This window comes from Amycolatopsis xylanica, from assembly GCF_900107045.1.
Taxonomy (GTDB): Bacteria; Actinomycetota; Actinomycetes; order Mycobacteriales; family Pseudonocardiaceae; genus Amycolatopsis; species Amycolatopsis xylanica.
Window position 1 is genome coordinate 936,689 of record NZ_FNON01000001.1, and the last position, 21,423, is coordinate 958,111.

Annotated in this window: 19 protein-coding genes; 10 read left to right on the forward strand and 9 right to left on the reverse strand. The window is 70.7% G+C overall.

Annotated elements, in window-relative coordinates; genetic code table 11:
* Window positions 1-12: 12 nt before the first annotated feature.
* From BLV57_RS04080 to BLV57_RS04105, 6 genes are read right to left on the reverse strand one after another with little or no spacing between them, the layout of a single operon-like run.
* Complete coding sequence (locus BLV57_RS04080; protein WP_091286702.1) at window positions 13-471, reverse strand: tRNA (cytidine(34)-2'-O)-methyltransferase; 459 nt, start codon at window positions 469-471, stop codon at window positions 13-15.
* Window positions 471-854, reverse strand: coding sequence for an acyl-CoA thioesterase (locus BLV57_RS04085; RefSeq protein ID WP_091287870.1), 384 nt, complete (start codon window positions 852-854; stop codon window positions 471-473). Before BLV57_RS04085 ends, BLV57_RS04080 begins: the two co-directional genes overlap by 1 nt.
* Before the next feature lie 43 nt (window positions 855-897).
* Complete coding sequence (locus tag BLV57_RS04090; RefSeq protein ID WP_091286705.1) at window positions 898-1,818, reverse strand: TAXI family TRAP transporter solute-binding subunit; 921 nt, start codon at window positions 1,816-1,818, stop codon at window positions 898-900.
* Entirely contained in the window at window positions 1,815-3,206 is a 1,392-nt protein-coding gene (locus BLV57_RS04095) for a sensor histidine kinase (RefSeq protein WP_091286707.1), read from the reverse strand. Before BLV57_RS04095 ends, BLV57_RS04090 begins: the two co-directional genes overlap by 4 nt.
* A complete protein-coding gene (locus tag BLV57_RS04100) occupies window positions 3,206-3,871 on the reverse strand; it encodes a response regulator transcription factor (protein ID WP_091286710.1) in 666 nt (221 codons plus the stop codon). The genes BLV57_RS04095 and BLV57_RS04100 overlap by 1 nt, the downstream gene beginning before the upstream one ends.
* A gap of 4 nt (window positions 3,872-3,875) precedes the next feature.
* On the reverse strand, window positions 3,876-5,195 hold the full coding sequence (locus tag BLV57_RS04105) for an MFS transporter (protein ID WP_091286713.1): 1,320 nt from the start codon (window positions 5,193-5,195) through the stop codon (window positions 3,876-3,878).
* A 215-nt stretch (window positions 5,196-5,410) separates the two neighbouring features.
* Between BLV57_RS04105 and BLV57_RS04110 the strand changes: the two genes are divergently transcribed.
* From BLV57_RS04110 to BLV57_RS04140, 8 genes are all read left to right on the forward strand, one after another.
* Window positions 5,411-6,115 carry a beta-ketoacyl-ACP reductase gene (locus tag BLV57_RS04110; protein ID WP_091286716.1) on the forward strand — a complete coding sequence of 235 codons (705 nt, stop codon included), beginning with the start codon at window positions 5,411-5,413 and terminating at the stop codon, window positions 6,113-6,115.
* Window positions 6,116-6,149: 34 nt separating this feature from the next.
* Window positions 6,150-6,917, forward strand: coding sequence for an enoyl-ACP reductase FabI (gene fabI / locus BLV57_RS04115; protein WP_091287871.1), 768 nt, complete (start codon window positions 6,150-6,152; stop codon window positions 6,915-6,917).
* Window positions 6,918-7,046: 129 nt separating this feature from the next.
* The gene (locus tag BLV57_RS04120; protein WP_091287872.1) at window positions 7,047-8,084 is read left to right on the forward strand and encodes a ferrochelatase; all 1,038 of its coding nucleotides are present in this window, start codon (window positions 7,047-7,049) and stop codon (window positions 8,082-8,084) included.
* A gap of 72 nt (window positions 8,085-8,156) precedes the next feature.
* Window positions 8,157-10,547 (forward strand): AAA family ATPase, encoded by a 2,391-nt coding sequence (locus BLV57_RS04125; RefSeq protein ID WP_245757143.1) that lies wholly within the window; start codon window positions 8,157-8,159, stop codon window positions 10,545-10,547.
* A complete protein-coding gene (locus BLV57_RS43835) occupies window positions 10,538-10,867 on the forward strand; it encodes a response regulator transcription factor (protein ID WP_245757144.1) in 330 nt (109 codons plus the stop codon). The genes BLV57_RS04125 and BLV57_RS43835 overlap by 10 nt, the downstream gene beginning before the upstream one ends.
* 142 nt (window positions 10,868-11,009) lie before the next feature.
* Window positions 11,010-12,467, forward strand: coding sequence for a trypsin-like serine protease (locus tag BLV57_RS04130; protein WP_425425958.1), 1,458 nt, complete (start codon window positions 11,010-11,012; stop codon window positions 12,465-12,467).
* A 19-nt stretch (window positions 12,468-12,486) separates the two neighbouring features.
* Window positions 12,487-14,025 (forward strand): S8 family serine peptidase, encoded by a 1,539-nt coding sequence (locus tag BLV57_RS04135; RefSeq protein ID WP_091287873.1) that lies wholly within the window; start codon window positions 12,487-12,489, stop codon window positions 14,023-14,025.
* Window positions 14,026-14,127: 102 nt separating this feature from the next.
* Window positions 14,128-14,961, forward strand: coding sequence for a poly(ethylene terephthalate) hydrolase family protein (locus BLV57_RS04140; RefSeq protein WP_091286721.1), 834 nt, complete (start codon window positions 14,128-14,130; stop codon window positions 14,959-14,961).
* A 7-nt stretch (window positions 14,962-14,968) separates the two neighbouring features.
* Here BLV57_RS04140 and BLV57_RS04145 read toward each other — a convergent pair whose 3' ends face one another.
* Window positions 14,969-15,766, reverse strand: a complete 798-nt coding sequence (locus BLV57_RS04145) for a hypothetical protein (protein ID WP_091286724.1) — start codon at window positions 15,764-15,766, stop codon at window positions 14,969-14,971.
* Window positions 15,767-15,865: 99 nt separating this feature from the next.
* On the opposite strand from BLV57_RS04145, the gene BLV57_RS04150 reads away from it, so the two are divergent.
* Both BLV57_RS04150 and BLV57_RS04155 read left to right on the forward strand, forming a co-directional pair.
* The gene (locus tag BLV57_RS04150; protein ID WP_091286727.1) at window positions 15,866-17,263 is read left to right on the forward strand and encodes a sigma 54-interacting transcriptional regulator; all 1,398 of its coding nucleotides are present in this window, start codon (window positions 15,866-15,868) and stop codon (window positions 17,261-17,263) included.
* Window positions 17,260-19,215 carry a vWA domain-containing protein gene (locus tag BLV57_RS04155; protein ID WP_091286730.1) on the forward strand — a complete coding sequence of 652 codons (1,956 nt, stop codon included), beginning with the start codon at window positions 17,260-17,262 and terminating at the stop codon, window positions 19,213-19,215. Before BLV57_RS04150 ends, BLV57_RS04155 begins: the two co-directional genes overlap by 4 nt.
* Window positions 19,216-19,305: 90 nt before the next feature.
* Here the strand turns inward: BLV57_RS04155 and BLV57_RS04160 are convergent, their stop codons facing one another.
* Both BLV57_RS04160 and BLV57_RS04165 read right to left on the reverse strand, forming a co-directional pair.
* On the reverse strand, window positions 19,306-19,839 hold the full coding sequence (locus BLV57_RS04160) for a hypothetical protein (protein WP_091286733.1): 534 nt from the start codon (window positions 19,837-19,839) through the stop codon (window positions 19,306-19,308).
* An 81-nt stretch (window positions 19,840-19,920) separates the two neighbouring features.
* Entirely contained in the window at window positions 19,921-21,321 is a 1,401-nt protein-coding gene (locus BLV57_RS04165) for an FAD-binding oxidoreductase (protein WP_091286736.1), read from the reverse strand.
* Window positions 21,322-21,423 lie beyond the last annotated feature (102 nt).

A 21,423-nucleotide genomic window follows, 5' to 3' on the forward strand; every position in this document is an offset into this window, starting at 1 on the left:
GCGACCCCGGCGCTAGTGGGTGAAGCCGTGCTGGCGCCAGGCCTCGTAGACCGCGATCGCCGCCGTGTTCGCCAGGTTCAGCGAGCGCGAGGTCGACAGCATCGGCAGCTTCAAGCGCTCGGTGATCTCGGGCGAGTGCTGCACCGAGGCGGGCAGCCCGGCCGACTCCGGCCCGAACATCAGCACGGCGCCCGGCTCGTACGCGACGTCGGTGTACATCCGCGTCGCGGTGGCGCTGAACGCGTACACCGGAGCGGGCAGCAGCACCGACCAGGCGTCCTCGAGTGACTTGTGGACGGTCACGCGTGCGAGGTCGTGGTAGTCGAGCCCGGCGCGCTTGAGCTGCTTGTCCTCGAAGTTGAAGCCGAGCGGCTCGACCAGGTGCAGCTCGCTGCCGGTGTTGGCGGCGAGGCGGATCGCGTTGCCGGTGTTGGGCGGGATTTCGGGCTGGTAGAACAGGATCCGGAACATCAGCGGAGCACGTCCGCGTAGGCCTTGCGCACCGCTTCCGGCGGCGGGGTCTTGGTGAACGTGGCCGGGTCGATGAACACGTACCGCAGCACCGCGACGGCGAGCACCTCGTCGCCGCGCGTGATCTCGTACTCGAAGACCAGCGACGTCGTGCCCAGGTGGGTCACGTAGGCGCTCACCACGAGCTCGTCGTCGAAGCGGGCGGGCGCGCGGAACTTGACGTTCGCCTCGGCCACGACCGTCTCGACGCCGTGCGCGATGAAGGCGTCGTGCGAGCCGAACAGCTCGCGCTCCAGCTCGACCCCGCAGATGTCCGCGTAGACGAGGTAGTTCGCGTTGAAGACGATGCCCTGGCCGTCGCACTCGTGGTAGCGCACTCGCATCGGCGTGCGCACCACGGCCTTTCGTTCACTCACGGGGATCAACTTAGCCGTGCAGCTTCCGGTAGGTGAGGGCCGCGCCCGGATGCAGCGGCACGGTCCCGGTGCCGATCAACGTCCGCACGTCCAGGAACTGGGTGCCGATGGCCTGCGCCGGCACCAGGTCCGCCGCCCGCCCGACGAGCACGCCGACCACCGCCGCGGCCACGTCCTCGGGCAGCGACGGGCTACTGACCAGCAGGTTCGCCACGCCGATCGTCGGCAGCTCACCCACGCCCTGATACGCGCCCGCCGGCACCCGCACCTGGTCGTAGCCCGGGCCGAACTCCGCGCGCAGCCCGGGGAGCACGCCGTCGAGCGGGATCAGCCGGATCGGCGTGGTCCGGTGCAGCTCGGCCAATGCCGGGGTCGGGATGCCGCCGGACCACAGCTGCGCCGAGATACGGCGATCCCGCAGCGCGGCGATCGCCTCGGTCAGCGGCAGATGGCGGACGTCGACGTTCAGGCCCGCCTTCGCCAGGAGACGCTCGCCGAGGAACGCCGCGCCGGAACCGCCCGCGCCCAGTGAGACCGTCCGCCCGGCGAGGTCGGCGAGGGTGCGGATGTCGTCGTCGGCGCGGACCACGAGCTGGATGTAGTTCTCGTAGACCCGCCCGAGCGCGAGCAGCCGCGCTTGACCGGCGTACGCCTGGGCCACATCGGTCGACATCAGGCCGAGGTCGGCCTGCCCGTCGCGGACCCGCTGGACGTTCGCGACGCTGGCCTCGGTCGCGACGGCCTTGCACTTGAGTCTCGGCTCGGCGCGGCTCAGCTCGGCCGCGAGCACCTCGGCGAACGCCAGGTAGAAGCCGCCGCTCTCACCGGCCGCGATCGTCACCGACCGCTCGGGACCGCGGTAGGTGCCGGTGGAACAGCCGGTCAGCATGGCCAGCCCGCCCAGCATCGCCGTCCGCCTGGAGATCCTCATGCGCGCTCCTCGGCCAGTGGCAGCGTGATCCACACGGCGAGTCCCGACGGCTGCGCGGCCCGCAGTTCGAGGTCGCCGCCGCGCGCGATCACCAAGTGATGCGCGATCGACAGGCCGAGCCCGGTGCCACGCGGCGCGCCGTCGCCACCGGCTCGCCAGAACCGTTCGGTCGCCTTCGCCCGGTCCTCTGTGGACAGACCGGGCCCGTCGTCGCGCACGACCAGGCGCGCGACGGCGCCGTCGGTCTCCCAATCGGTTTCGATGTGCGCGCCAGGCCCCGCGTAGTGGACGGCGTTGTCGAGCAGGACATCCAGCACCTGCGCCAGTTCCGCCTCCGGGCAGCGCACCAGCACCGGCTCGTCGTGGCCTTCCGGCGGCTGGATCGAAGCGCCGGCCTGCTCCGCCGACGCACGCCAGGCGTCGACGCGCTCGGCGACGACCGTCGCGAGGTCGCACGGCTCGTCATCGTGCCCGCCTGCGAGCCGGGTGGCCGTGCTTTCCGCCAGCGCCAAGGCAAGCAGACCGTCCAAAAGGGACTCAAGGCGTTCGACCTCGGCGACGGCCGCCCGGTACGCGCGCTGACCGTCTTCGTCGACGCGGGTGGCGAGCGAATCCACCCGCAGCCGCAGTGCGGCCATCGGGTTGCGCAGCTGGTGCGACGCGTCCGCGATCAGCCTGCGCTGCTGCTCCGACGCCTCGACCACCGCGTCGGACATGAGGTTGAACGAGGTCGCCAGCGACCGCAGCTCACGCGGCCCGGCCCGCGCGGGCACCTGCGAATGGTGCCCGGCGGTCACCGCCAGCACACCATCCTCGAGGTCGTGCAGCGGCCGCACCATCCAGCGCGCGAGCACCACCGCGAGCAGCACGAACACCGCCGCCGCCAGCAACGCGCCGGCCGCGATCAAGCCCCACTGCGCGGACACGTCGGCCGCCGCGGCGAGCACGGAAGCCCGCAGCACCACCACGCCCGCGACCCGCGTCCCGGTGCCGACCGGCCGCGCGAACAGCGCGGGCGCGTCCGACCACGGCTCGATCATCGGCGGCGCCGGGCTGCGCTGGTTGCGCAGTGTCGCGTCGATCAGCTCACGCACGTCGCCAGCCGCGAGCCCACCGGCGGAGGCGAGCGTGGTCTTGCGGGCGTCGACCACGAGCACGGCCTCGCCGTAGAGCGACGCGTACCGCGCGGCCTCGGCGGCGAGCGTGGTCGTGTCACCCGCGTCGACCGCCTGCTGGGCCAGCACGACGAACCGGTCGACGTCGGCCGCCCGCGCGATCAGCAGCTGCTGGGTGCGCCGTTCGGCCGTACTCGACAGCAGCGGGAACGCGAAGGCGGCGACCACGGCGAGCGCCATGGCCACCAGCACGACCAGCAGCCGCGTGCGCATCAGCCGCCCAGCCGGTAACCGAAACCGCGGATCGTCGCCAGCAGACCCGGCCGGTCGAGCTTGGCGCGCAGCTGGGTGAGGTGGACGTCGAGCGAGCGCGAGACGGCGAGGTACGCGTCGCCCCACACCTCGTCCATCAGCTGCTGGCGGCTGACCGCCGTGCCCGGCCTGGCGGCGAGCACGGCGAGCACCTCGAACTCCTTGGTGGTCAGCCCGATCTCGGCGCCGCCGACCACCACCCGGCGCGCGCCGAGATCGATCTCGACGTCGCCGAAGACCACCAGCTCGGGCGCGGGCGCCGACTTCGCGCCCGCGCGCCGGACCACCGCGTCCATCCTGGCCAGCAGCTCGGCCAGCCGGATCGGCTTGGCGAGGTAGTCGTCCGCGCCCAGGCGCAGCCCGCGCACGACGTCGCGTTCGTCGTCACGCGCGGTGAGCACCAGGACGGGGACGGCCGACACCTGCCTGACCTTGCGCAGCACCTCGAGCCCGTCGATGTCGGGCAGCGTGAGGTCGAGCAGCAGCAGATCGGCGTCGCGGTGCCGGGTCAGCGCGTCGCTGCCCCGGCGCACGCTGGTCACCGCGTGCCCGCGCGCCTGCAGGGAGTCGGCCAGCGCGTCGGCGACACCCTCGTCGTCTTCGACCAGCAGGACCCGCACGCGCATGTCCTTACTTCTTTTCCAGCTCCGAGCTCTTCGAAGTCTCCCGCATTGTGCCGTACACGATCAGTGAGATCAGCGCACAGCCCGCGACGTAGTAGAAGAACAGCGATTCGTGGCCTGCCTTCTTCAGCGCCTGCGCGATGAGCTCGGCCGTGCCGCCGAAGACGGCGACGGTCAGCGCGTACGGCAGGCCGACGCCGATCGCGCGGATCTTCGTCGGGAACAGCTCGGCCTTCACGATCGCGTTGATCGAGGTGTAGCCGGTGACGATCACCAGGCCGGCCAGCATGAGCAGGAACGCTACGAACGGCTGCTTGGTCGAGCCCATCAGCGTCATGATCGGCACGGTCAGCAGCGTGCCCGCGATGCCGAAGAACATCAGCAGCGGGCGGCGGCCGATCCGGTCGGACAGCTTGCCCGCGATCGGCTGCAGGATGGCGGCGACGAGGATCGCGGAGAACAGGATCCAGGTGACCGTCTTGCGCGGGATGCCCGCGGTGTTCTCCATGAACTTCTGGCTGTAGGTGGCGAAGGTGTAGAACGCGATCGTGCCGCCGAGCGTCAGCCCGACGACCAGCGCGACCTCCTTCGGGTACTTGAACAGCGCCCGCAGCGTGCCGTGCTCGCCGGTCTTGGTGTCGCCGCCCTTGGCGCGTTCGGCCTCGAAGCTCTCCGACTCGTCCATGCCGCGCCGCAGGTACATCACGAGGATCGCGGCCAGCGCGCCGACCACGAACGCGATCCGCCAGCCCCAGTCGGTCAGCTGCTTCTCGGTGAGGATCTGCTGCAGGATCAGCTGCAGGCCCAGCGCCAGCAGCTGGCCGCCGTAGAGAGTCACGTACTGGAAGCTGGAGTAGAAGCCGCGCTTGCCCGGAGTGGCCACTTCGGACAGATAGGTCGCCGAGGTGGAGTACTCGCCGCCGACGCTCAGCCCCTGGATCAGCCGCGCGACGAGCAGCAGGATCGGCGCCGCGATGCCGATCGTCTGGTAACCCGGCGTGAGCGCGATCATCAGCGAGCCGAACGCCATCAGCGTCACGCTGAGCACCAGCGCCGTGCGCCTGCCGAACCGGTCGGCGAACCGGCCGAGCATCCAGCCGCCCAGCGGGCGCATCAGGAAGCCGACGGCGAACACGGCGGCGGTGCCCAGGAAGGCGGCCGTGGTGTCCTTCGTCGGGAAGAACGACTTGGCGAAGTATGTGGTGAACGCGGCGTAGGCGTACCAGTCGTACCACTCGACCAGGTTGCCGATCGAACCCCGCAGCACGTTGCCGATGACGCGCCGTTCACTGACGGGTGGCGTCGCCTCGTTGATCCTGGTTGTCAACGCTGACCTCCTTGTGTTCCCGCTCACGGTGGCCATTCGACAAAGGCGCGGCAACGGCTTTGGAGGTTTCCTAACATTCGCTTAGGACGATCGCCGGAAGGTCGCGAAGAACACATCCCTTACCCGCAGGTAGGGGTCCCGCGCGTTCGGCTGGCGGGCCGGGAGCCGATAACCTTCAGGCCGTCAGCTTCGGCAAACGCGGTGGAGGAGTCTCTGTGGGACGGTCCGTTCTGGTTACCGGTGGCAATCGCGGCATCGGCTTGGCGATCGCGCGGGACCTCGCCGCGCAGGGGCACAAGGTGGCGGTCACGCACCGCAGTTCCGGCGCGCCGGACGGGCTCTTCGGGGTGCAGGCCGACGTCACCGACAGCGAGCAGATCGACCAGGCGTTCAAGCTCGTCGAGGACCACCAGGGCCCGGTCGAGGTGCTGGTGTCCAACGCCGGCATCACCGACGACACGCTGCTGATGCGGATGAGCGAGGACCAGTTCACCCGGGTCGTCGACGCCAACCTCACCGGCGCCTACCGCGTCGCCAAGCGCGCCTCGCGCAACATGCTGCGCGGCAAGTTCGGCCGGTTCATCTTCGTCTCGTCGGTCGTCGGCCTGATGGGCTCGGCCGGCCAGGTCAACTACGCGGCCAGCAAGGCCGGTCTCGTCGGCATCGCGCGCTCGCTCGCCCGTGAGCTGGGCACCCGCAACATCACCGCCAACGTGGTCGCCCCCGGCTTCGTCAAGACCGACATGACCGACGCGCTGCCCGACACTGTGCGCGAGCAGATCCTCAAGACCATCCCGGCGGGCCGCTACGCCGACCCGGCGGAGATCGCCGCCGCCATCCGCTTCCTGGCCTCCGACGAAGCCGCCTACATCAACGGCGCCGTGCTGCCCGTCGACGGCGGCCTCGGCATGGGCCACTGAAAACCTTCCCCCTACTTGAGATTTGGAGAACCACGTGGCTGGACTGCTCGAAGGCAAGCGACTGCTGATCACCGGCATCATCACGGACGCCTCGCTGGCGTTCCACGCGGCGAAGATCGCCCAGGAACAGGGCGCGAAGGTCGTGCTGACCGGGTTCGGCAGGCTTTCCCTCGTCGAGCGCATCGCGAAGCGGCTGCCGGAAGAGGCGCCGGTGCTCGAACTGGACGTGACCAACCAGGAGCACCTCGACTCCCTGGCGGACCGCGTCCGTGAGCACGTCGACGGCCTCGACGGCGTCCTGCACTCGATCGGCTTCGCCCCGCAGACCTGCCTCGGCGCCCCCTTCATGGACGCGCCCGCCGACGACGTGAAGATCGCGGTCGACGTCTCCGCCTTCTCGTTCAAGTCGCTCGCCGCCGCGACGCTGCCCCTGCTCTCGCCGGGCTCGTCGATCGTCGGCATGGACTTCGACGCCCGCGTCGCGTGGCCGGTCTACAACTGGATGGGTGTCGCGAAGGCGGCGCTGGAGTCGGTCAACCGCTACCTCGCGCGTGAGCTCGGGCCGCAGGGCATCCGGGTCAACCTGGTCAGCGCCGGCCCGATGAAGACGATGGCCGCCAAGTCCATCCCCGGCTTCGCCGAGCTCGAAGAGGGCTGGGGCGACCGCGCGCCGCTGGGCTGGGACAGCTCGGACCCGATCCCGACCGCCAAGTCCGTCTGCGCGATGCTGTCCGACTGGTTCCCGGCGACCACCGGCTCGATGATCATGGTCGACGGCGGCCTGCACGCCACCGGCCAGTAACCGCCCGAAGCCCGAAAGTGGCTTTCGTCAGATCGCATCTGACGAAAGCCACTTTCGGGCTTTTGCCACCCCGGCGGCTGGGTGACCCCGGCGCTGCGTGGGCGCTGCCACAACGGCAAGATGGGCCGGGTGGGTTATGACGCACTGCTGTGGCTGTCCTTCGGCGGCCCCGAGGGTCCCGACGAGGTCATGCCGTTCCTGGAGAACGTGACGCGCGGGCGGGGTGTGCCGCGCGAGCGGCTGCTCGAAGTCTCGGAGCACTACCAGCACTTCGGCGGGGTTTCGCCGATCAACCGGCTCAACCGGGACGCCATCGCCGCCGTCGAGGCGAAGCTCGCGAGCGAGGGCCTCGACCTGCCCGTCTACTTCGGCAACCGGAACTGGAAGCCGATGGCCGAAGACACCCTCGCCGAGATGGCCGCCGCGGGCGTGCGCCGCGCGCTGGTGTTCCCGACGAGCGCGTACGGCGGGTACTCCGCGTGCCGTCAGTACGACGAGGACATCGTCCGCATCCGCGAAGCGCTGGGTGCCGGCGCACCCGATCTGGTGAAGCTGCGCCAGTTCTTCGATCACCCGCTCTTCGTCGCCGCGTTCGCCGACGCCGTCAAAGAAGCGCTCGTGAAGGTGCCGGGCGCGCGCGTGGTGTTCACCGCCCACTCCGTCCCGACGAGCGCTGACAACAACGCGGGCCCGCCGTCCGAAGGCGGCAACCGCTACTCGAAGCAGATCCACGAGGCCGCCCGCCTGGTCGCGCTCGAAGCCGGGGTCGCCGAGTACGACGTCGTCTGGCAGTCGCGCTCCGGGCCGCCACAGGTGCCGTGGCTGGAGCCGGACATCGTCGACCACATCGACGCGCTGCACGCCGACGGCGTCACCGGCGTCGTCGTCTGCCCGGTCGGTTTCGTCTCCGATCACCTCGAGGTCATCTGGGACCTCGACAACGAGGCGGCCGAGCGCGCCGAGGAACACGGCATGGCCTTCGCGCGCGCGGGCACGCCCGACACCGATCCGCGGTTCGCGGAACTGGTCGTCGAACTCGTCCGTGAGCACGTCGAAAACGCGCCCGCGCGCAAGCTTTCGCGGTTCCCGGCCGCCGGGTGCACGCTCAACGGCGAGCCCTGCGCGATCGCCTGCTGCGAGCCCGTCAAGCGCCCGGCCAAAGCGTAATTATCGCGTACCCTTATTTAATGGCCGACATTCCCTCCTTTCGGAGGGGTAAAGGCTGTTTATGGTTTTGCCATGTCTGTTTCGGATTTCGCGTTCAGGCAGCCTGAACTGGCCGAATTGCTCCAGGGGATCGCCCGCCCCGGCGCGTTCGTGGTGGTCGAGGGCGAACCGGGTGCGGGCCGGAGCACCTTGCTCGGCCAGGTGCGGCCCGATGACCGCCTGGTGCTCCCGGCCCGGTGCGTGCGGTTGAGCCGTCCCGCGCCGCTGGGTCCGGTGATCGAGGCCGTGAGCACGGCGATCGACCGGTGGACGGCCATGGCGGACCGCCTGCCGCCGCTCGCGGGTGCGCTCCGGCCGTTGCTGCCCGAGTTGGCGTTGCCGGATCTCGGCGATTTAGGGCGCCATCAGACTTTCCGCGCGCTGCGTGCGCTGCTGACCCTGCACGAGCGGACCGTGCTCGTGCTCGACGACGTGCACGAGGCGGAGGAAGAGACGCACGACTTCCTCCGGTACCTGGCGAGCACTCCCGCGCCGGGACTCGCCGTCGTGGCCAGTTCGGCGCCACGCCCGCGGACTCCGGGCCGCTGGTGGGTGCCGCGTGACGGCGTGACGGCGCGCGTGGTGCTGAAACCGTTGCCTGCCACCAGGATCCCTGCCCCCGACGCCGCCGCCGTCCTCGAGCGGACCGGGGGAGTGGCGGACGCGGTCCGCGCGGTGCTGGCTGGCGGTGACGAGACCGCGTGGCGTGAGGTGGTCGCGTCGCGGGTCGCCGACCTCGGCGCCGAGCGCGCGGCGGTCGTCGAAGCGCTCGCGGTGCTCGGCGGTCCGGCGAGCGGCGAGGCGCTCGCCGCAGTCGCGCAGGTGACCTGCGCCGCCGACGCGGTGCTGGCGTCCATGGACGCCGGGCTGCTCATCGAGCAAGGGCCGGGCCGGTACGCGATGCGGAGCCCGCTCGTCGCGGACGCCGTCTACGCCTCGATCCCGGGGCCACGCCGGTGCCTGCTGCACCTGCGCGCCGCGCACCTGCTCGCCGCCGCGGCCGAGCCGGACGCGACGGCCGTCGCCCGCCAGCACCGGGCCGCCGGGGACTTCGCGGAAGGCGCGCGCTGGACCGCGGTCGCGGTCGACGCCGCGACCGGGAAAGGGCAGCCCGGCGAGGCCGTGCTGCTGCTCGAGGCGGCCTTGCGCGATCCGGACCTGCCGAGGGCGGCCAGGGAGGAGTTCGCCGTGCGGCTGAGCCGGGAGCTGGCGTTCGGCCTGGCCGACGAGGGAACGGTCGGCTTGTTGCGTGCCGCCGTGCTCGACTGGCCGTTGTCCAGGACCGCACGCGGCGAGATCCGGCTCAACCTGGGCAGGCTGCTGATCAACCAGTCGGTGCAGGTCGACGCGGGCCGGTCGGAGATCGAACTCGCGGTCGCCGACCTCGCGCACCGGCGTGCCCTGCTCGCCAGGGGACTGGCGAGCCTGGCGCTGCCGCACGCCGGCGCTGTGCCCGTCGAGGAGAATCTGCGCTGGCTCGGCAAGGCCGAGGCGGCGATCGCGGGGATCAGTGACGTCGAGGTGATCGCCGCGGTGACCGCGAACCGGCTGTCCGGGCGGATGCAGCTCGCCGATCCCGGCGTCTGGCAGGAGGTGGACCGGCTGCCGAGGTCGCCGCGGCAGGCCGAGGTGCGCAGGCAGGTCTGCCGCGCTTATGTCAATGTCGCCGACGCCGCCGCGTGGAACGGCCACTACACCAGGGCCCGCGCCTGCCTCGCAGCCGCGCGGCGGCTCATCCGCGACGAGCACCAGCCCTACCTGGAGGCGCTGGCCACCGGCACGGAACTGCGGGTCGACGTCGCGATGGGCCTGCTCGGCGAGGTCGAGACCGAAGCACGGCACCTGATCGAGCGGGTGGGCCAGGCCAGTTCGCTCGCCGCCGAGCCGCTGCTGGTGCTCGGCTGGCACGATCTCGGCCGCGGGCACCGCGCGGCGGCGCAGCGTCATTTCGACGCCGCGTTCGCCATCGGGGCGGGGAGCGCGCCGCTGCAGGCGTCGGCCTTCGCCGGGCGGGTGGCCGTCCACCTCGCGGCGAAGGACCTCGCCGCCGCGCGGCGCCTCGCGGACGACGGCGTCGAAACCGTGCGCCGCAAGAACAACTGGATCTGGGCCGCCGAGCTGATGCCGTACGCGGTGCGCGTGCTGCTCGCCCAAGACGAGCTCTGCCTCGCCGAGGAACTGACCGCCGATACCACGAGGGCATCGAGGGACGCGATGCCCCGATCGCCCACGCCGCTTATCTGCTTTGCGATGGCTTGCTGGCCCAGGCGAAGGACGACCTCGCTCGCGCCGCCGAACTGTTCTGTAGCGCCGGCAAGGCTTACCAAGCGCTCCCGAGACCGCATGCCGCGGCCGGTGCGGAAGAACTCGCCGGCGAGTGCCTCACCACGCTCGGCGAGTACGCGCGGGCGTCGGTGGCGCTGAGCGCCGCCGAGTCGGCCTACCGGACCTTGAACTCCGTCGCGGACGCCCAGCGCTGCCGCCGCTCACTCGCGCGCTGCGATCCCGGCACGCCGCGCCGAGGCCGCCGGGGATACGGCCAGGCGCTGTCCCCGCGTGAGATCGAGGTGGTGCGCCTGGCCGCGCGCAACCTCACCAACCGGGAGATCGCGGGCAAGCTGTTCCTGTCGGCGCGGACCGTGGAGGTCCACGTCGGACGGGCACTGCAGAAACTCGACCTGCCGTCGCGGTCGGTGCTGAGTGAGGAACTGCTGCGCGAGCACCTGTCCACCACGAAAAGGTAAGAGCCCTTACCGATTCCGCGCGACACCTTCCCGATTTAATTACGTAGTCCGCCGAGACTGATTTCTATTGTTATTCCCGGATGGATAACCCACAGTTGTCCTCGCGTGCTCAACGCCGAAATCCAAGTCTGGGAAGGGAATCATCGTGCGGAGAAAACGGATACCTGTCCTGCTCGCGTTCTGCGCGGCGGCGCTGGCTGCGGCGGTGCCCACCGTCGCGCGCGCGGCCCAGCCGGGCGCCGAGGGAATCGCGCCGACCGGCGACGTCGTGCTGCATTCGGACGTGCAGACCCAGGGCATCGGCGGGGTGAGCGCCTCGGTGAAGGACTACCCGTTCGTCATCGCGGCGCTGCGCGAGGGCGGTTCGCGGCCCCGTGGCCAGAGCTGCAGCGGCTCGGTGGTGGCGCCGCGCAAGGTGATGGTCGCCGCGCACTGCAAGGAACTGCAGGGCACCAAGACCGTCCTCTATGGACTCGACGACCTCAAGAGCACCGGCGGGACGCAGCTCAACGTCGTCGACTACAAGACCCATCCGAACTTCAGCCAGCCCTGGTACGGCTACGACGTCGCGATCATCACCACCGACGCCGACATCCCGGTGCCCGCCGGCGGGTACGCGAAGGTCGCCACCTCCGCGGACACCGGGCTGGAGGCGCCGGGCAAGGACGGCTTCAGCCTCGGCTACGGCAAGAAGAACTACGACGACAACCCGGCCGACGTCACGCTGCAGAAACTGACTCTGCCGATCGTCAACCCCAGCCAGTGCACCGGGGTGGAGAACGGCGTCGACCCCAAGACGATGATCTGCGCCGGCTATTCCGACGGCCGCAAGACCGTGCTGCCCGGTGACAGCGGCGGCCCGTTCATCGTCAACGGCACGGTCGTCGGCATCACCTCGTGGAGCCGCAGCGACTTCCACTGGTACAGCGTCTACAGCCGCCTGAACAACGACATGGGCGACTGGGTCAAGCAGCAGATCGGCGACGTCCCGAGCGGCGACAAGTTCACCCTCGCCGCGTCGCCGGGCGCGGTGAAGGTCGACGCGGGCAAGTACGTGTCGGCGTCGATCACCAGCAAGCCGGGCAAGAACGGCGCCGAGACCGTCGCGCTGGCCGCGTCCGGCCTGCCCGAAGGAGCGAAGGCGACCTTCCAGCCGTCGTCGATCCAGAGCGGGGACACCGCCAAGCTGACCATCGAGACGGCGTCGGGCACACCCGAGCGGGACTACACGATCACCGTGTCCGGCAAGGGGAACACCGACACCGCGACCACCACGCTGAAGCTGACCGTCGGCAAGGGAGGCAGCGAGCCGGGTGACCTCAAGCTGTCGCTCACCCCGAGTTCGGGAACCGCCGCACCGGGCATGCTGACCAGCGCGACCGTTTCCGCGACCGGCGGCAGCGGCTCGATCAAGCTCTCCGCCTCGGGCCAAGGGCTCCCTGTCGCCCCGTTCTTCAACCCGCAGACCATCTCCCCGGGCGGGACCTCGACCATGCAGATCTTCGCGGCGTTCCAGGCGGGCACCTACCCGATCACCGTCACCGCGACCGACGGGTCCGGCAAGTCCGCGACCGCCGTCTACACCCTCACCGTCCGCTGAATCCCCTGAGGTGGAAATGATGCGTGAAAAGGGAAAACTGCTGCTGGCACTGGGCGCGTTGACGCCGTTGCTCGCACTCGGCGCGGGCACCGCCGTCGCGGCCGAACCCGAAGGCGTGGTGGTGCAGGCGAAGCAGCACTACGGCGACCAGTACATCGTGGTGCTCAAGGACAACGCGTACAGCGCGCAGGCGTTGTCGGTCTCGCTGACCCAGCGCTTCGGCGGTGAGATCCGGTCCACCTGGACCACGGCGCTGAACGGCTTCTCGGTGAAGAAGATGACCGAGGCGCAGGCCAGGCGGCTCGCGGCCGACCCGTCGGTCAAGACCGTCTACCAGGACGGCACCGCGCGCGGCGCCGACACTCAGGCCAACCCGACCTGGGGACTGGACCGCGTCGACCAGAAGGCGTTGCCGCTGGACAAGAAGTACACCTACGGCAACAGCGGCGAAGGCGTGACCGCGTACGACCTGGACTCCGGGATCAACCCGGGCAACCCGGAGTACGAAGGCAGGGCGAGCCTCGGCAAGGACTTCTTCGGCGGTGACGGGAAGGACTGCCACGGGCACGGCAGCCACACCTCCGGCACGATCGGCAGCAAGACCTACGGCGTGGCGAAGAAGGCCAAGATCGTCGGGCTGAAGGTGCTCGGCTGTGACAACACCGGCCCGGACTCCGGCATCATCGACGCCGTCGACTGGGTCACCGCCAACGCGAAGAAGCCCGCGGTGGCGAACATGAGCCTGACCATGGACGCGCCGGGCGTCGGCGACGACGCGCTCAAGAAGTCGATCGCCTCGGGCGTCGTGTACGGCGTCGCGGCGGGCAACGCCTCGACCGACGCCTGCAACACGAGCCCGGCGCGCGTGCCGGAGGCGATCACGGTCAACGCCATGGACCAGAGCGACAGCCGGTCGGGGTTCTCGAACTTCGGTCCCTGCACGGACATCTTCGCCCCTGGCAGCAACATCACCTCGCTGAGCCCCAGCAGTGGCGGCACGGCGGTGATGAACGGGACGTCGATGGCCACCCCGCACGTGGTCGGCGCGGCGGCGCTCTACCTGGCCGCCAACCCCGGCGCCTCACCGCAGCAGGTGCGGGACGCGCTGGTGGGCAACGCGACCGACGGCGTGCTCAAGAACGTGGGCAGCGGCTCGCCGAACAAGCTGCTGAACGTCTCGTTCATCGGGAACGGCGGCCCCGGCCCGAAATGCGGCGCGAAGTCGAACACCACCCCGGTGTCCATTCCGGACGCCGGGCCCGCGGTGACGAGTGCGGTGACCCAGGACGGCTGTGACGGTAAGGCCTCCTCGTCGCTGCCGGTCAAGGTCGACATCTCGCACACCTACACCGCGGATCTGGTGCTGGACCTCGTCGGGCCCAGCGGCAAGACGTACCGCCTGAAGAACTCGGGCGGCGTGGGCGCGGCGACGGGGGTGCACGAGACCTACGCGGTCGACGCCTCCGGTGAGAACGCCAACGGCACCTGGAAGCTGAGCGCGCAGGACGTCTTCAAGTTCGACACCGGCTCGATCGACGGGTTCACGATCACCTTCTGAGACGTCCGCCGCGGCGGACGTGCCTGGTGGGGCATCGGACAGGGCGGTGCCCCACCAGGCCCCACCAGGCTTTACCCGGTTCCATCACGACGAGGAGTTCCCATGCGTTCGTTTTCCCGCAGGACCGCGCTGGTCGCCGCCACGGTCGCCGCGACGGCGGTGCTCGCGCCGTGGCAGGCTTCGGCCTCCGCTCCCCGCGACTACGAGCAGGCCGGGCCACACCAGGTCACCAAGGTCGCCGGTGGCCCTGACCAGACGCTCTACTACCCGTCCGACCTCGCTTCGGACACCGCCGTCCACCCGGTACTGGTGTGGGGCAACGGAACCGGCGCCACTCCGAGCCAGTACGACCAGTTCCTCACGCACGCGGCCTCCTGGGGCTTCGTGGTCTCGGCCGCCAACACGACGAACTCCGGCACCGGCAGCGAGATGCTCGCGGGAGCCCGGTTCCTGGTGTCCGAGAACAAGAAGCCGGGCAGTGTCTTCCACGGCAAGATCGACGAGGGCAAGATCGGCGCCGCCGGTCACTCACAGGGTGGCCAGGGCGCCATCAACGCCGCCGCCGACCCGTTGATCAAGACGGTCATCCCGATCATGCCGGGTCCGCTGGCCGTCGCGGGCCGCATCAAGAGCCCGGCGTTCTTCGTGTCGGGTCAGTCCGACGTCGTCGTCTGGCCTGCCACCGTCAAGGCGAAGTTCGAGGGCGCGAGCCAGGTGCCCGCGGTGTACGGCCAGCTCAAGGGCACCGGTCACCTGCTACCCGAGCCGGGCCGCACCCGGCTCATCGGCGCGGCGACGGCCTGGCTTCGCTACTTCCTCGCGGGCGACGCGAACGCCAAGAGCGCCTTCTTCGGCGACGAGGCGAGCACCGGCCTGGCCCATGACCCCGGCTGGTCAGCGTTCGAGCGCAACGCCAAAGCCGACGCACTCGGCTGACCCCGGGTCAGGAAGAACGGTCGGGCTGCTCCGAGAACACCCGGACGGCCTCGTTCACCGAGGCCGTCCGGGCGGTGCGGACCGCGTCGAACAGCGGCCGCAAGGCCTGGGCCCGCTGGGCCGCGGCCGACGCCGAAAGCGCGCCGCCGGGATCGTCGATGGAGGCGATCGCCAAGATCGCGTCGATCTCCTGCGCGCGCTGCAACACCCGCAGCGACCGGCCCGGCGTTCCGGCGGGCCATTCGCACTGGGGGACCGAGCGCAGCCGGGCGGAGAGCTCCGCTCGCACCCCCGGCCGGTTGCTCTCGACGTTGAGCGACTGCAAGGCGCCCGCACTCGCCCTGATCGTGTCCGTCAGGCCGTGCTCGGCCTCGCCCATCCCGACGAACTCCAGCGCCGCCGGCGCGGCCAGGGAGAAGACCGTCCAGCGCATCAGGCCCTCGGCGACCGGCTCGGGGACGATGCCGAACGCGAGTTCGCTGATGACCACGGCCTCGCCCGCGCGCAGGGCCGCTTCGGCGAACGGGCCGCCCGCGCCGAGGCCGCGGACGTCACCGGGGGCAGGGAGGACGAGGCGGAGGCTCTTCGCGCCGTGGGAGCGCAGGGCCATCAGGAGCTGGACCGGGGTCGCGGCGCGGTTGAACGCGAGCGGGAGATCGAAGGCCTCGGCGGCCGCCGCGTCGGCGGCGACGACGTCGTGCGCCTCGCCCCACGCGAGCAGCGCGTCCAGCACATCGTCGGACGCGGCGGCTCCGTTGAGCCAGGCTGAGGACCACACGGCGAAGGTCGCACTCGTACAGCACACGACGCCCTATTTTACCCGGTCCCGGCTACGAAACGGCCGCCGGGCCGCTGGAGGAGCTCCACATCGACGACCGGCGAAAACGCAAGTAGCGTCGGGTTCGTGAACCGCGCACCCGAGTCACTCCCGCGTACCGCGGGTGAGCTTCGTTCCGCAGGGCATGTGCCCAAGAGCGTGAAGACCGAGCTCCATGACAACCTGCTCACCGCACTGAAAGCCGGCCAGGATCCGTGGCCGGGCATCGTCGGCTTCGGCCGGACCGTCCTGCCCCAGCTCGAACGCGCGCTGCTCGCCGGGCACGACGTGGTGCTGCTCGGCGAACGTGGCCAGGGCAAAACTCGCCTGCTGCGCACGCTCGCCGGGCTGCTCGACGAGTGGACCCCCGTCATCGAGGGCGCCGAGCTGCACGAACACCCGCTCGCGCCGATCACGCCAGCCTCGATCCGCCGCGCGGCCGAGCTGGGCGACGACCTGCCCGTGGCCTGGATCCACCGCGACGCCCGCTATACCGAGAAGCTCGCCACGCCGGACACCTCCGTGGGTGACCTCATCGGCGACGTCGACCCGGTCAAGGTGGCCGAGGGCCGCAGTCTCGGCGACCCCGAGACGATCCACTTCGGACTGGTGCCGCGCGCGCACCGCGGCATCGTCGCGATCAACGAGCTGCCCGACCTCGCCGAGCGCATCCAGGTCGCGCTGCTGAACGTGATGGAGGAGCGCGACATCCAGGTCCGCGGGTACACCCTGCGGCTGCCGCTGGACGTGCTGCTCGTGTCGACCGCGAACCCCGAGGACTACACCAACCGCGGCCGGATCATCACCCCGCTCAAGGACCGGTTCGGCGCGGAGATCCGCACGCACTACCCGCTCGACGTCGCGGCCGAGGTCGCCGTGGTCCGCCAGGAGGCGCATCTGGTGGCCGAGGTCGGCGAGCCGCTGATCGAGGTGCTCGCCCGGTTCGTCCGTAACCTGCGCGAGTCGACCGTGATCGACCAGCGGTCCGGCGTCTCCGCCCGGTTCGCGGTCGCGGCGGCCGAGACCGTGGCGGCCGCCGCGTTGCGCCGCTCCGCGCTGACCGGCGAGGAGCCCGCGGTCGCGCGCCCGGTCGACCTCGACTCGGTGCCGTCGGTGCTGCGCGGGAAGATCGAGTTCGAACCCGGCGAGGAGGGCCGCGAGACCGAGCACCTGGTGCACCTGCTGCGCCGCGCGGTCGCCGAGACGTCGCGGCGCCTGTTCGCCGGGCTCGACCTGCGGCCGCTGGCCGACGCGGTCGCCGACGGGCACCTGGTCTCCACCGGCGAGCGAGTGCCCGGCAAGGACGTGCTCGCCGCGTTGCCGGAGCTGCCGGTGCTGCACGAGGTCGCGCAGCGCGCGGGTGTCAGCGCGTCCGACTCGCCGGGCCGCATCGCGTCGGCGGTCGAACTCGCGTTGGAATCCCTTTACCTGGCAAGGAAACTCGCCAAGGATTCGGACGACGCGACCACGGTGTACGGGCCGTGACCGCGGTACCCGACGGCTACTCCTACGGCCCGTGGCACGACGGTCCCGACCCGCTGGCGCCCCCGGTCGACCTGCGTGACGCGCTCGACGAGATCGGCCGTGACGTCATGGCGGGCTCGTCGCCGCGGTCCGCGCTCGAGGAGATCCTGCGCCGCGGGACCCGCGAGACGGCCGGGCTCGACGACCTGACGCGCCGGGTGTGGCAGCGGCGCTCGGAGATCCAGCGCAGGCATTCGCTCGACGGCACGCTGCGCGAGGTCCAGCAGCTGCTGTCCGACGCGCTGACCGCCGAGCGGCGTGAGCTGTTCCCCGACCCGTCCGACGACGCCCGCTTCCGCGAGGCGCAGCTCGACGCGCTGCCCGCGGGCACGGCCGCCGCCGTGCGCGAACTCGGGCAGTACGAATGGCGGTCGCAGGAGGGCCGCGAGAAGTTCGAGCGCATCCGCGAGCTGCTCGGCCAGGAACTGCTCGATGCACGCTTCAAAGGCATGAAGCAGGCGATGCAGAACGCGACGCCCGAGGACGTCGAGCGGATCAACGAGATGCTCACCGACCTCAACGCGCTGCTCGCCGCGCACGCGCAGGGGAGCGCGGACATCCAGGAGCGGTTCGCCGAGTTCATGCGCCGCCACGGCGAGTTCTTCCCGGAGAACCCGAAGAACGTCGAGGAGCTGATCGACGTACTCGCCGCGCGTGCGGCAGCCGCGCAGCGCATGCTCAACTCGATGACCGACGAGCAGCGCAGTGAGCTGGCCGCGTTGTCGCAGCAGGCTTTCGGCGATCCTCGTCTCGCGCAGCAACTGTCCGCTTTGGACGCTCAGCTGCAGGCGCTGCGGCCAGGCGAGGACTGGACGTCGTCGGCGCGGTTCCGCGGCGACGACCCGCTCGGGCTCGGCGAAGGCGCGCAGGCGATGAGCGACCTGGCCGAACTCGACGCGCTCGCCGAGCAGCTCGCGCAGTCCTATCCCGGCGCGCGGCTGGAGGACATCGACCTCGACGCGCTGGAGCGCCAGCTGGGCGGCGAGGCGTCGGTCGACGCGCGCAGGCTGTCCGAACTGGAACGCGAACTCCGCCGCCAAGGCCTGTTCGAGCGTGCCCCGGACGGCTCGCTGCGGTTGTCGCCCAAGGCGTTGCGCAGGCTGGGGGAGACCGCGCTCGCCGAGGTGGTCAACTCCCTGCGTGGCCGCACCGGCGACCGCGACAGCGAATCGGCGGGCGCCGCGGGCGAGCCGACCGGGTCGTCGCGGCCGTGGCGGTTCGGGGACATGCAGCCGTGGGACGTCTCGCGCACGGTCCGCAACGCGGTGCTGCGCACGGCTTCGACCGGCGAGCGCCGGGTCCGCCTGGACTTCGACGACGTCGAGGTGATCGAGACCGAGCACCGGGCCCGCGCGGCGGTCGCGCTGTGCGTCGACACGTCGTGGTCGATGGTCCAGGAGAACCGCTGGCTCCCGATGAAACGCACGGCGCTCGCGTTGCACCAGCTGATCAGCACCCGCTTCCGCAACGACGCCTTGCAGCTCATCACGTTCGGCCGCTACGCGATGTCGGTGGAGCTACCGGAGCTGGTCGGTCTCGAAGGCGCGTGGGAACAAGGCACGAACGCGCACCACGCGCTCTTGCTCGCGGGCCAGCATCTGCGGCGGCATCCCGACGCGCAGCCGGTGGTCCTGATGGTCACCGACGGCGAGCCCACCGCGCACCTGGAACCCGACGGCGAGGCCGAGTTCTCCTACCCGCCGCTCCCGCGCACGCTCGCCAAGACGCTGTCGGAGGTCGACCGCCTGGCCAAGCTGGGCGCCTCGGTCACCGTGTTCCGCCTGGGCGACGACCCGCGCTTGACGGCCTTCGTCGACCTCATCGCCCGCCGCTCGGGCGGCCGCGTCGTCGCCCCCGACCTGGACGGCCTCGGCGCCGCCGTGGTCGGCGACTACTTGAGGAGCCGCAGGTAGAGAGACGGGATAAAGCGGGCTTTACGCCAGACCGGGATAAAGCCCGCTATATCCCGCTGCGGAGTTAAGCCCGCTTTATCCCAGCGAACGCTAGGCGGGGCACTTGGCGACGGAGCTGTCGGACCAGTGCCACACGCCGGGGCTGTCCTGCCTCATGGTGTGCCAGTAGCGGTAGTTCGAGGGCAGCCAGTACGTGGTGCCGCTGAGCTTGAACGGGGCGAGGCTGGTCTTGGCGCCGATGAGCCGGTGGTCGACGATCTTGCCGTCGACCACCTCGGAGTAGTTCCCGGGCGAGATGCAGGGCAGTTGCCCGCTCGCCGACACCGGTGTGATCAGCGTGGTGACCGGCGGGAAGAAGATGCTGCCGCAGTTCACCCGGAAGGCCGTCTCGAACCGGTACTCGGCCTTGCCGGACTCGAAGACCACGCGTTCTTCCATCCAGTAGTGGTTCGCGGCGCCGGGGCCGCTCTTGCCGACGAAGCCGTAGCCCATCGGCTGCTGGCCGGTGGTGCTGAAACTCCGCTCCTCGCAACGCCAATCCCCGGCGGTGGTGGCCCGCGCTGGCGCGACGGCCAGCGCGCCGAGCACGGCTCCGGCCAGTACGACGGTCAGGAAACGTCTCATCCTGCTTCCCCTCTGGAGAACTCCCTGATGACGGTCGACGTCAGGGTCCCAGCGGGGGGTTGTGATCCGGTTGCCGCGACTTCAGTCCTGGGCGGGGCGGATGTTGGCGTTGTGGTGGAAGACGTTGTCCGGGTCGTAGATCGCCTTGATGGCGGCGAGGCGGTCGTACTTCGCCTTGCCGTACGCCGTGCGGACGCGGTCCTGCTCGTACTCGGCCATGAAGTTGACGTAGCCGCCGCTGTTGGCCGCGTGCGGGACGAGCCGCTCCCAGAACCTCCGCACCCAGGCCCGGTCGGTCTCGAGCGTCGCCATGTCCATGGCGAGCGCGCCGATGTTCATCGCCAGCGTCGGCCGCCGGGGCCCGCCGAACGCGGTCGCGTCGGCGTCGACCTCGGTGAACGCGCCGGTCAGCGGAAAGATCGGCATGAGCGACATCGGCGAGGTCTTCTGCGGCACGAACTCCGTGATCACGTCGATCACCTCGTCGGAGAAGCCGTCCACGTACACCGCTTTTTCGTAGGCGAGCGTTCCCCACGGCGCGCTCTCGTCGAGCATCTTCTGGAGTTCCGTGTACGGGATGGGCGTGACCAGCTCGAACAGCGGCGCGAGGCCGTCGCGGACGGCGGCTGCCGCGGCCGCGTGGTCGTCCGCGTCCGCGAAACCGACCAGGATGAGGGCGTAGCCGGGCCGGAAGTGGTGCTCGGTCGGCACGAACGGGGCTGGCGGGGCGTTGAGCGCCGCGACCAGCGCGCTCATGCCTGCTGGCAGCTCGTCGATGATCTCGCGGCTGAGCCGGAGCGCCTCCGCGCCGTCGTCGAGCGCCCAGAAGAACAGCCCGAGCTGCACCAGCGGCCCGACCTCGTGCAGCTGGAACTCGAACTCGGTCACCACGCCGAAGTTCCCGCCGCCGCCGCGCAGCGCCCAATACAGGTCCGGATGCTCACCGGCCGAGGTGCGCAGCACCCGGCCGTCGGCGGTGACGAGCTCGGCGGAGCGCAGGTTGTCGCACGACAGGCCGTGCAGCGCGGTGAGCCAGCCGAACCCGCCGCCCAGCGTCAGCCCGCCGACGCCGGTGTGGCTGATCGTGCCGCCGGGCACCGCGAGCCCGTGTGCCTGGGTGGCGGCGTCGAGCTCGGCCCAGGTCACCCCGCCGCCGCAGCGCGCGGTCCGCGCGGCCGGGTCCACGGTGATCTTCCGCAGTCCCGAGGTGTCGACGACCAGGCCGTCGTCGAGCACGGCCGCCCCGCCGAAGTTGTGGCCGCCGCCGCGCACCGCGATGTCGAGGTGGTTGCCGCGCGCGAACTCCAGCGCGGCCACCACGTCCGACGGCGTCGCGCACCGGGCGATCACGGCGGGCATGCGGTCGATCTGGCCGTTCCACACGCCCCTGGCCGTGTCGTAGCTGGGGTCCCCTGCCGTGAAGACGGCCCCGGTCAGCGTGGCGCGGAGGGTGGACAGCGGCTGAGCGGCGAGTGAGGTCATATATGGACGACGAGATCGGCCTGCCAGGCGTTACGCCCGGCTTTTCACCCCAGCCGAGTGAACCTGACATTTGTACTAGACAAACGTGTAGAACACTTGTAT

Bases quoted from the DNA above. Each gene is read 5' to 3' on its own strand.
- BLV57_RS04100 (WP_091286710.1), bottom strand. From the start codon at position 3,871: ATGCGCGTGCGGGTCCTGCTGGTCGAAGACGACGAGGGTGTCGCCGAC.
- BLV57_RS04140 (WP_091286721.1), top strand. From the start codon at position 14,128: ATGCGTTCGTTTTCCCGCAGGACCGCGCTGGTCGCCGCCACGGTCGCC.
- BLV57_RS04090 (WP_091286705.1), bottom strand. From the start codon at position 1,818: ATGAGGATCTCCAGGCGGACGGCGATGCTGGGCGGGCTGGCCATGCTG.
- BLV57_RS04080 (WP_091286702.1), bottom strand. From the start codon at position 471: ATGTTCCGGATCCTGTTCTACCAGCCCGAAATCCCGCCCAACACCGGC.
- BLV57_RS04095 (WP_091286707.1), bottom strand. From the start codon at position 3,206: ATGCGCACGCGGCTGCTGGTCGTGCTGGTGGCCATGGCGCTCGCCGTG.
- BLV57_RS04160 (WP_091286733.1), bottom strand. From the start codon at position 19,839: ATGAGACGTTTCCTGACCGTCGTACTGGCCGGAGCCGTGCTCGGCGCG.
- BLV57_RS04125 (WP_245757143.1), top strand. From the start codon at position 8,157: ATGTCTGTTTCGGATTTCGCGTTCAGGCAGCCTGAACTGGCCGAATTG.
- BLV57_RS04165 (WP_091286736.1), bottom strand. From the start codon at position 21,321: ATGACCTCACTCGCCGCTCAGCCGCTGTCCACCCTCCGCGCCACGCTG.
- BLV57_RS04085 (WP_091287870.1), bottom strand. From the start codon at position 854: ATGCGAGTGCGCTACCACGAGTGCGACGGCCAGGGCATCGTCTTCAAC.
- BLV57_RS04135 (WP_091287873.1), top strand. From the start codon at position 12,487: ATGCGTGAAAAGGGAAAACTGCTGCTGGCACTGGGCGCGTTGACGCCG.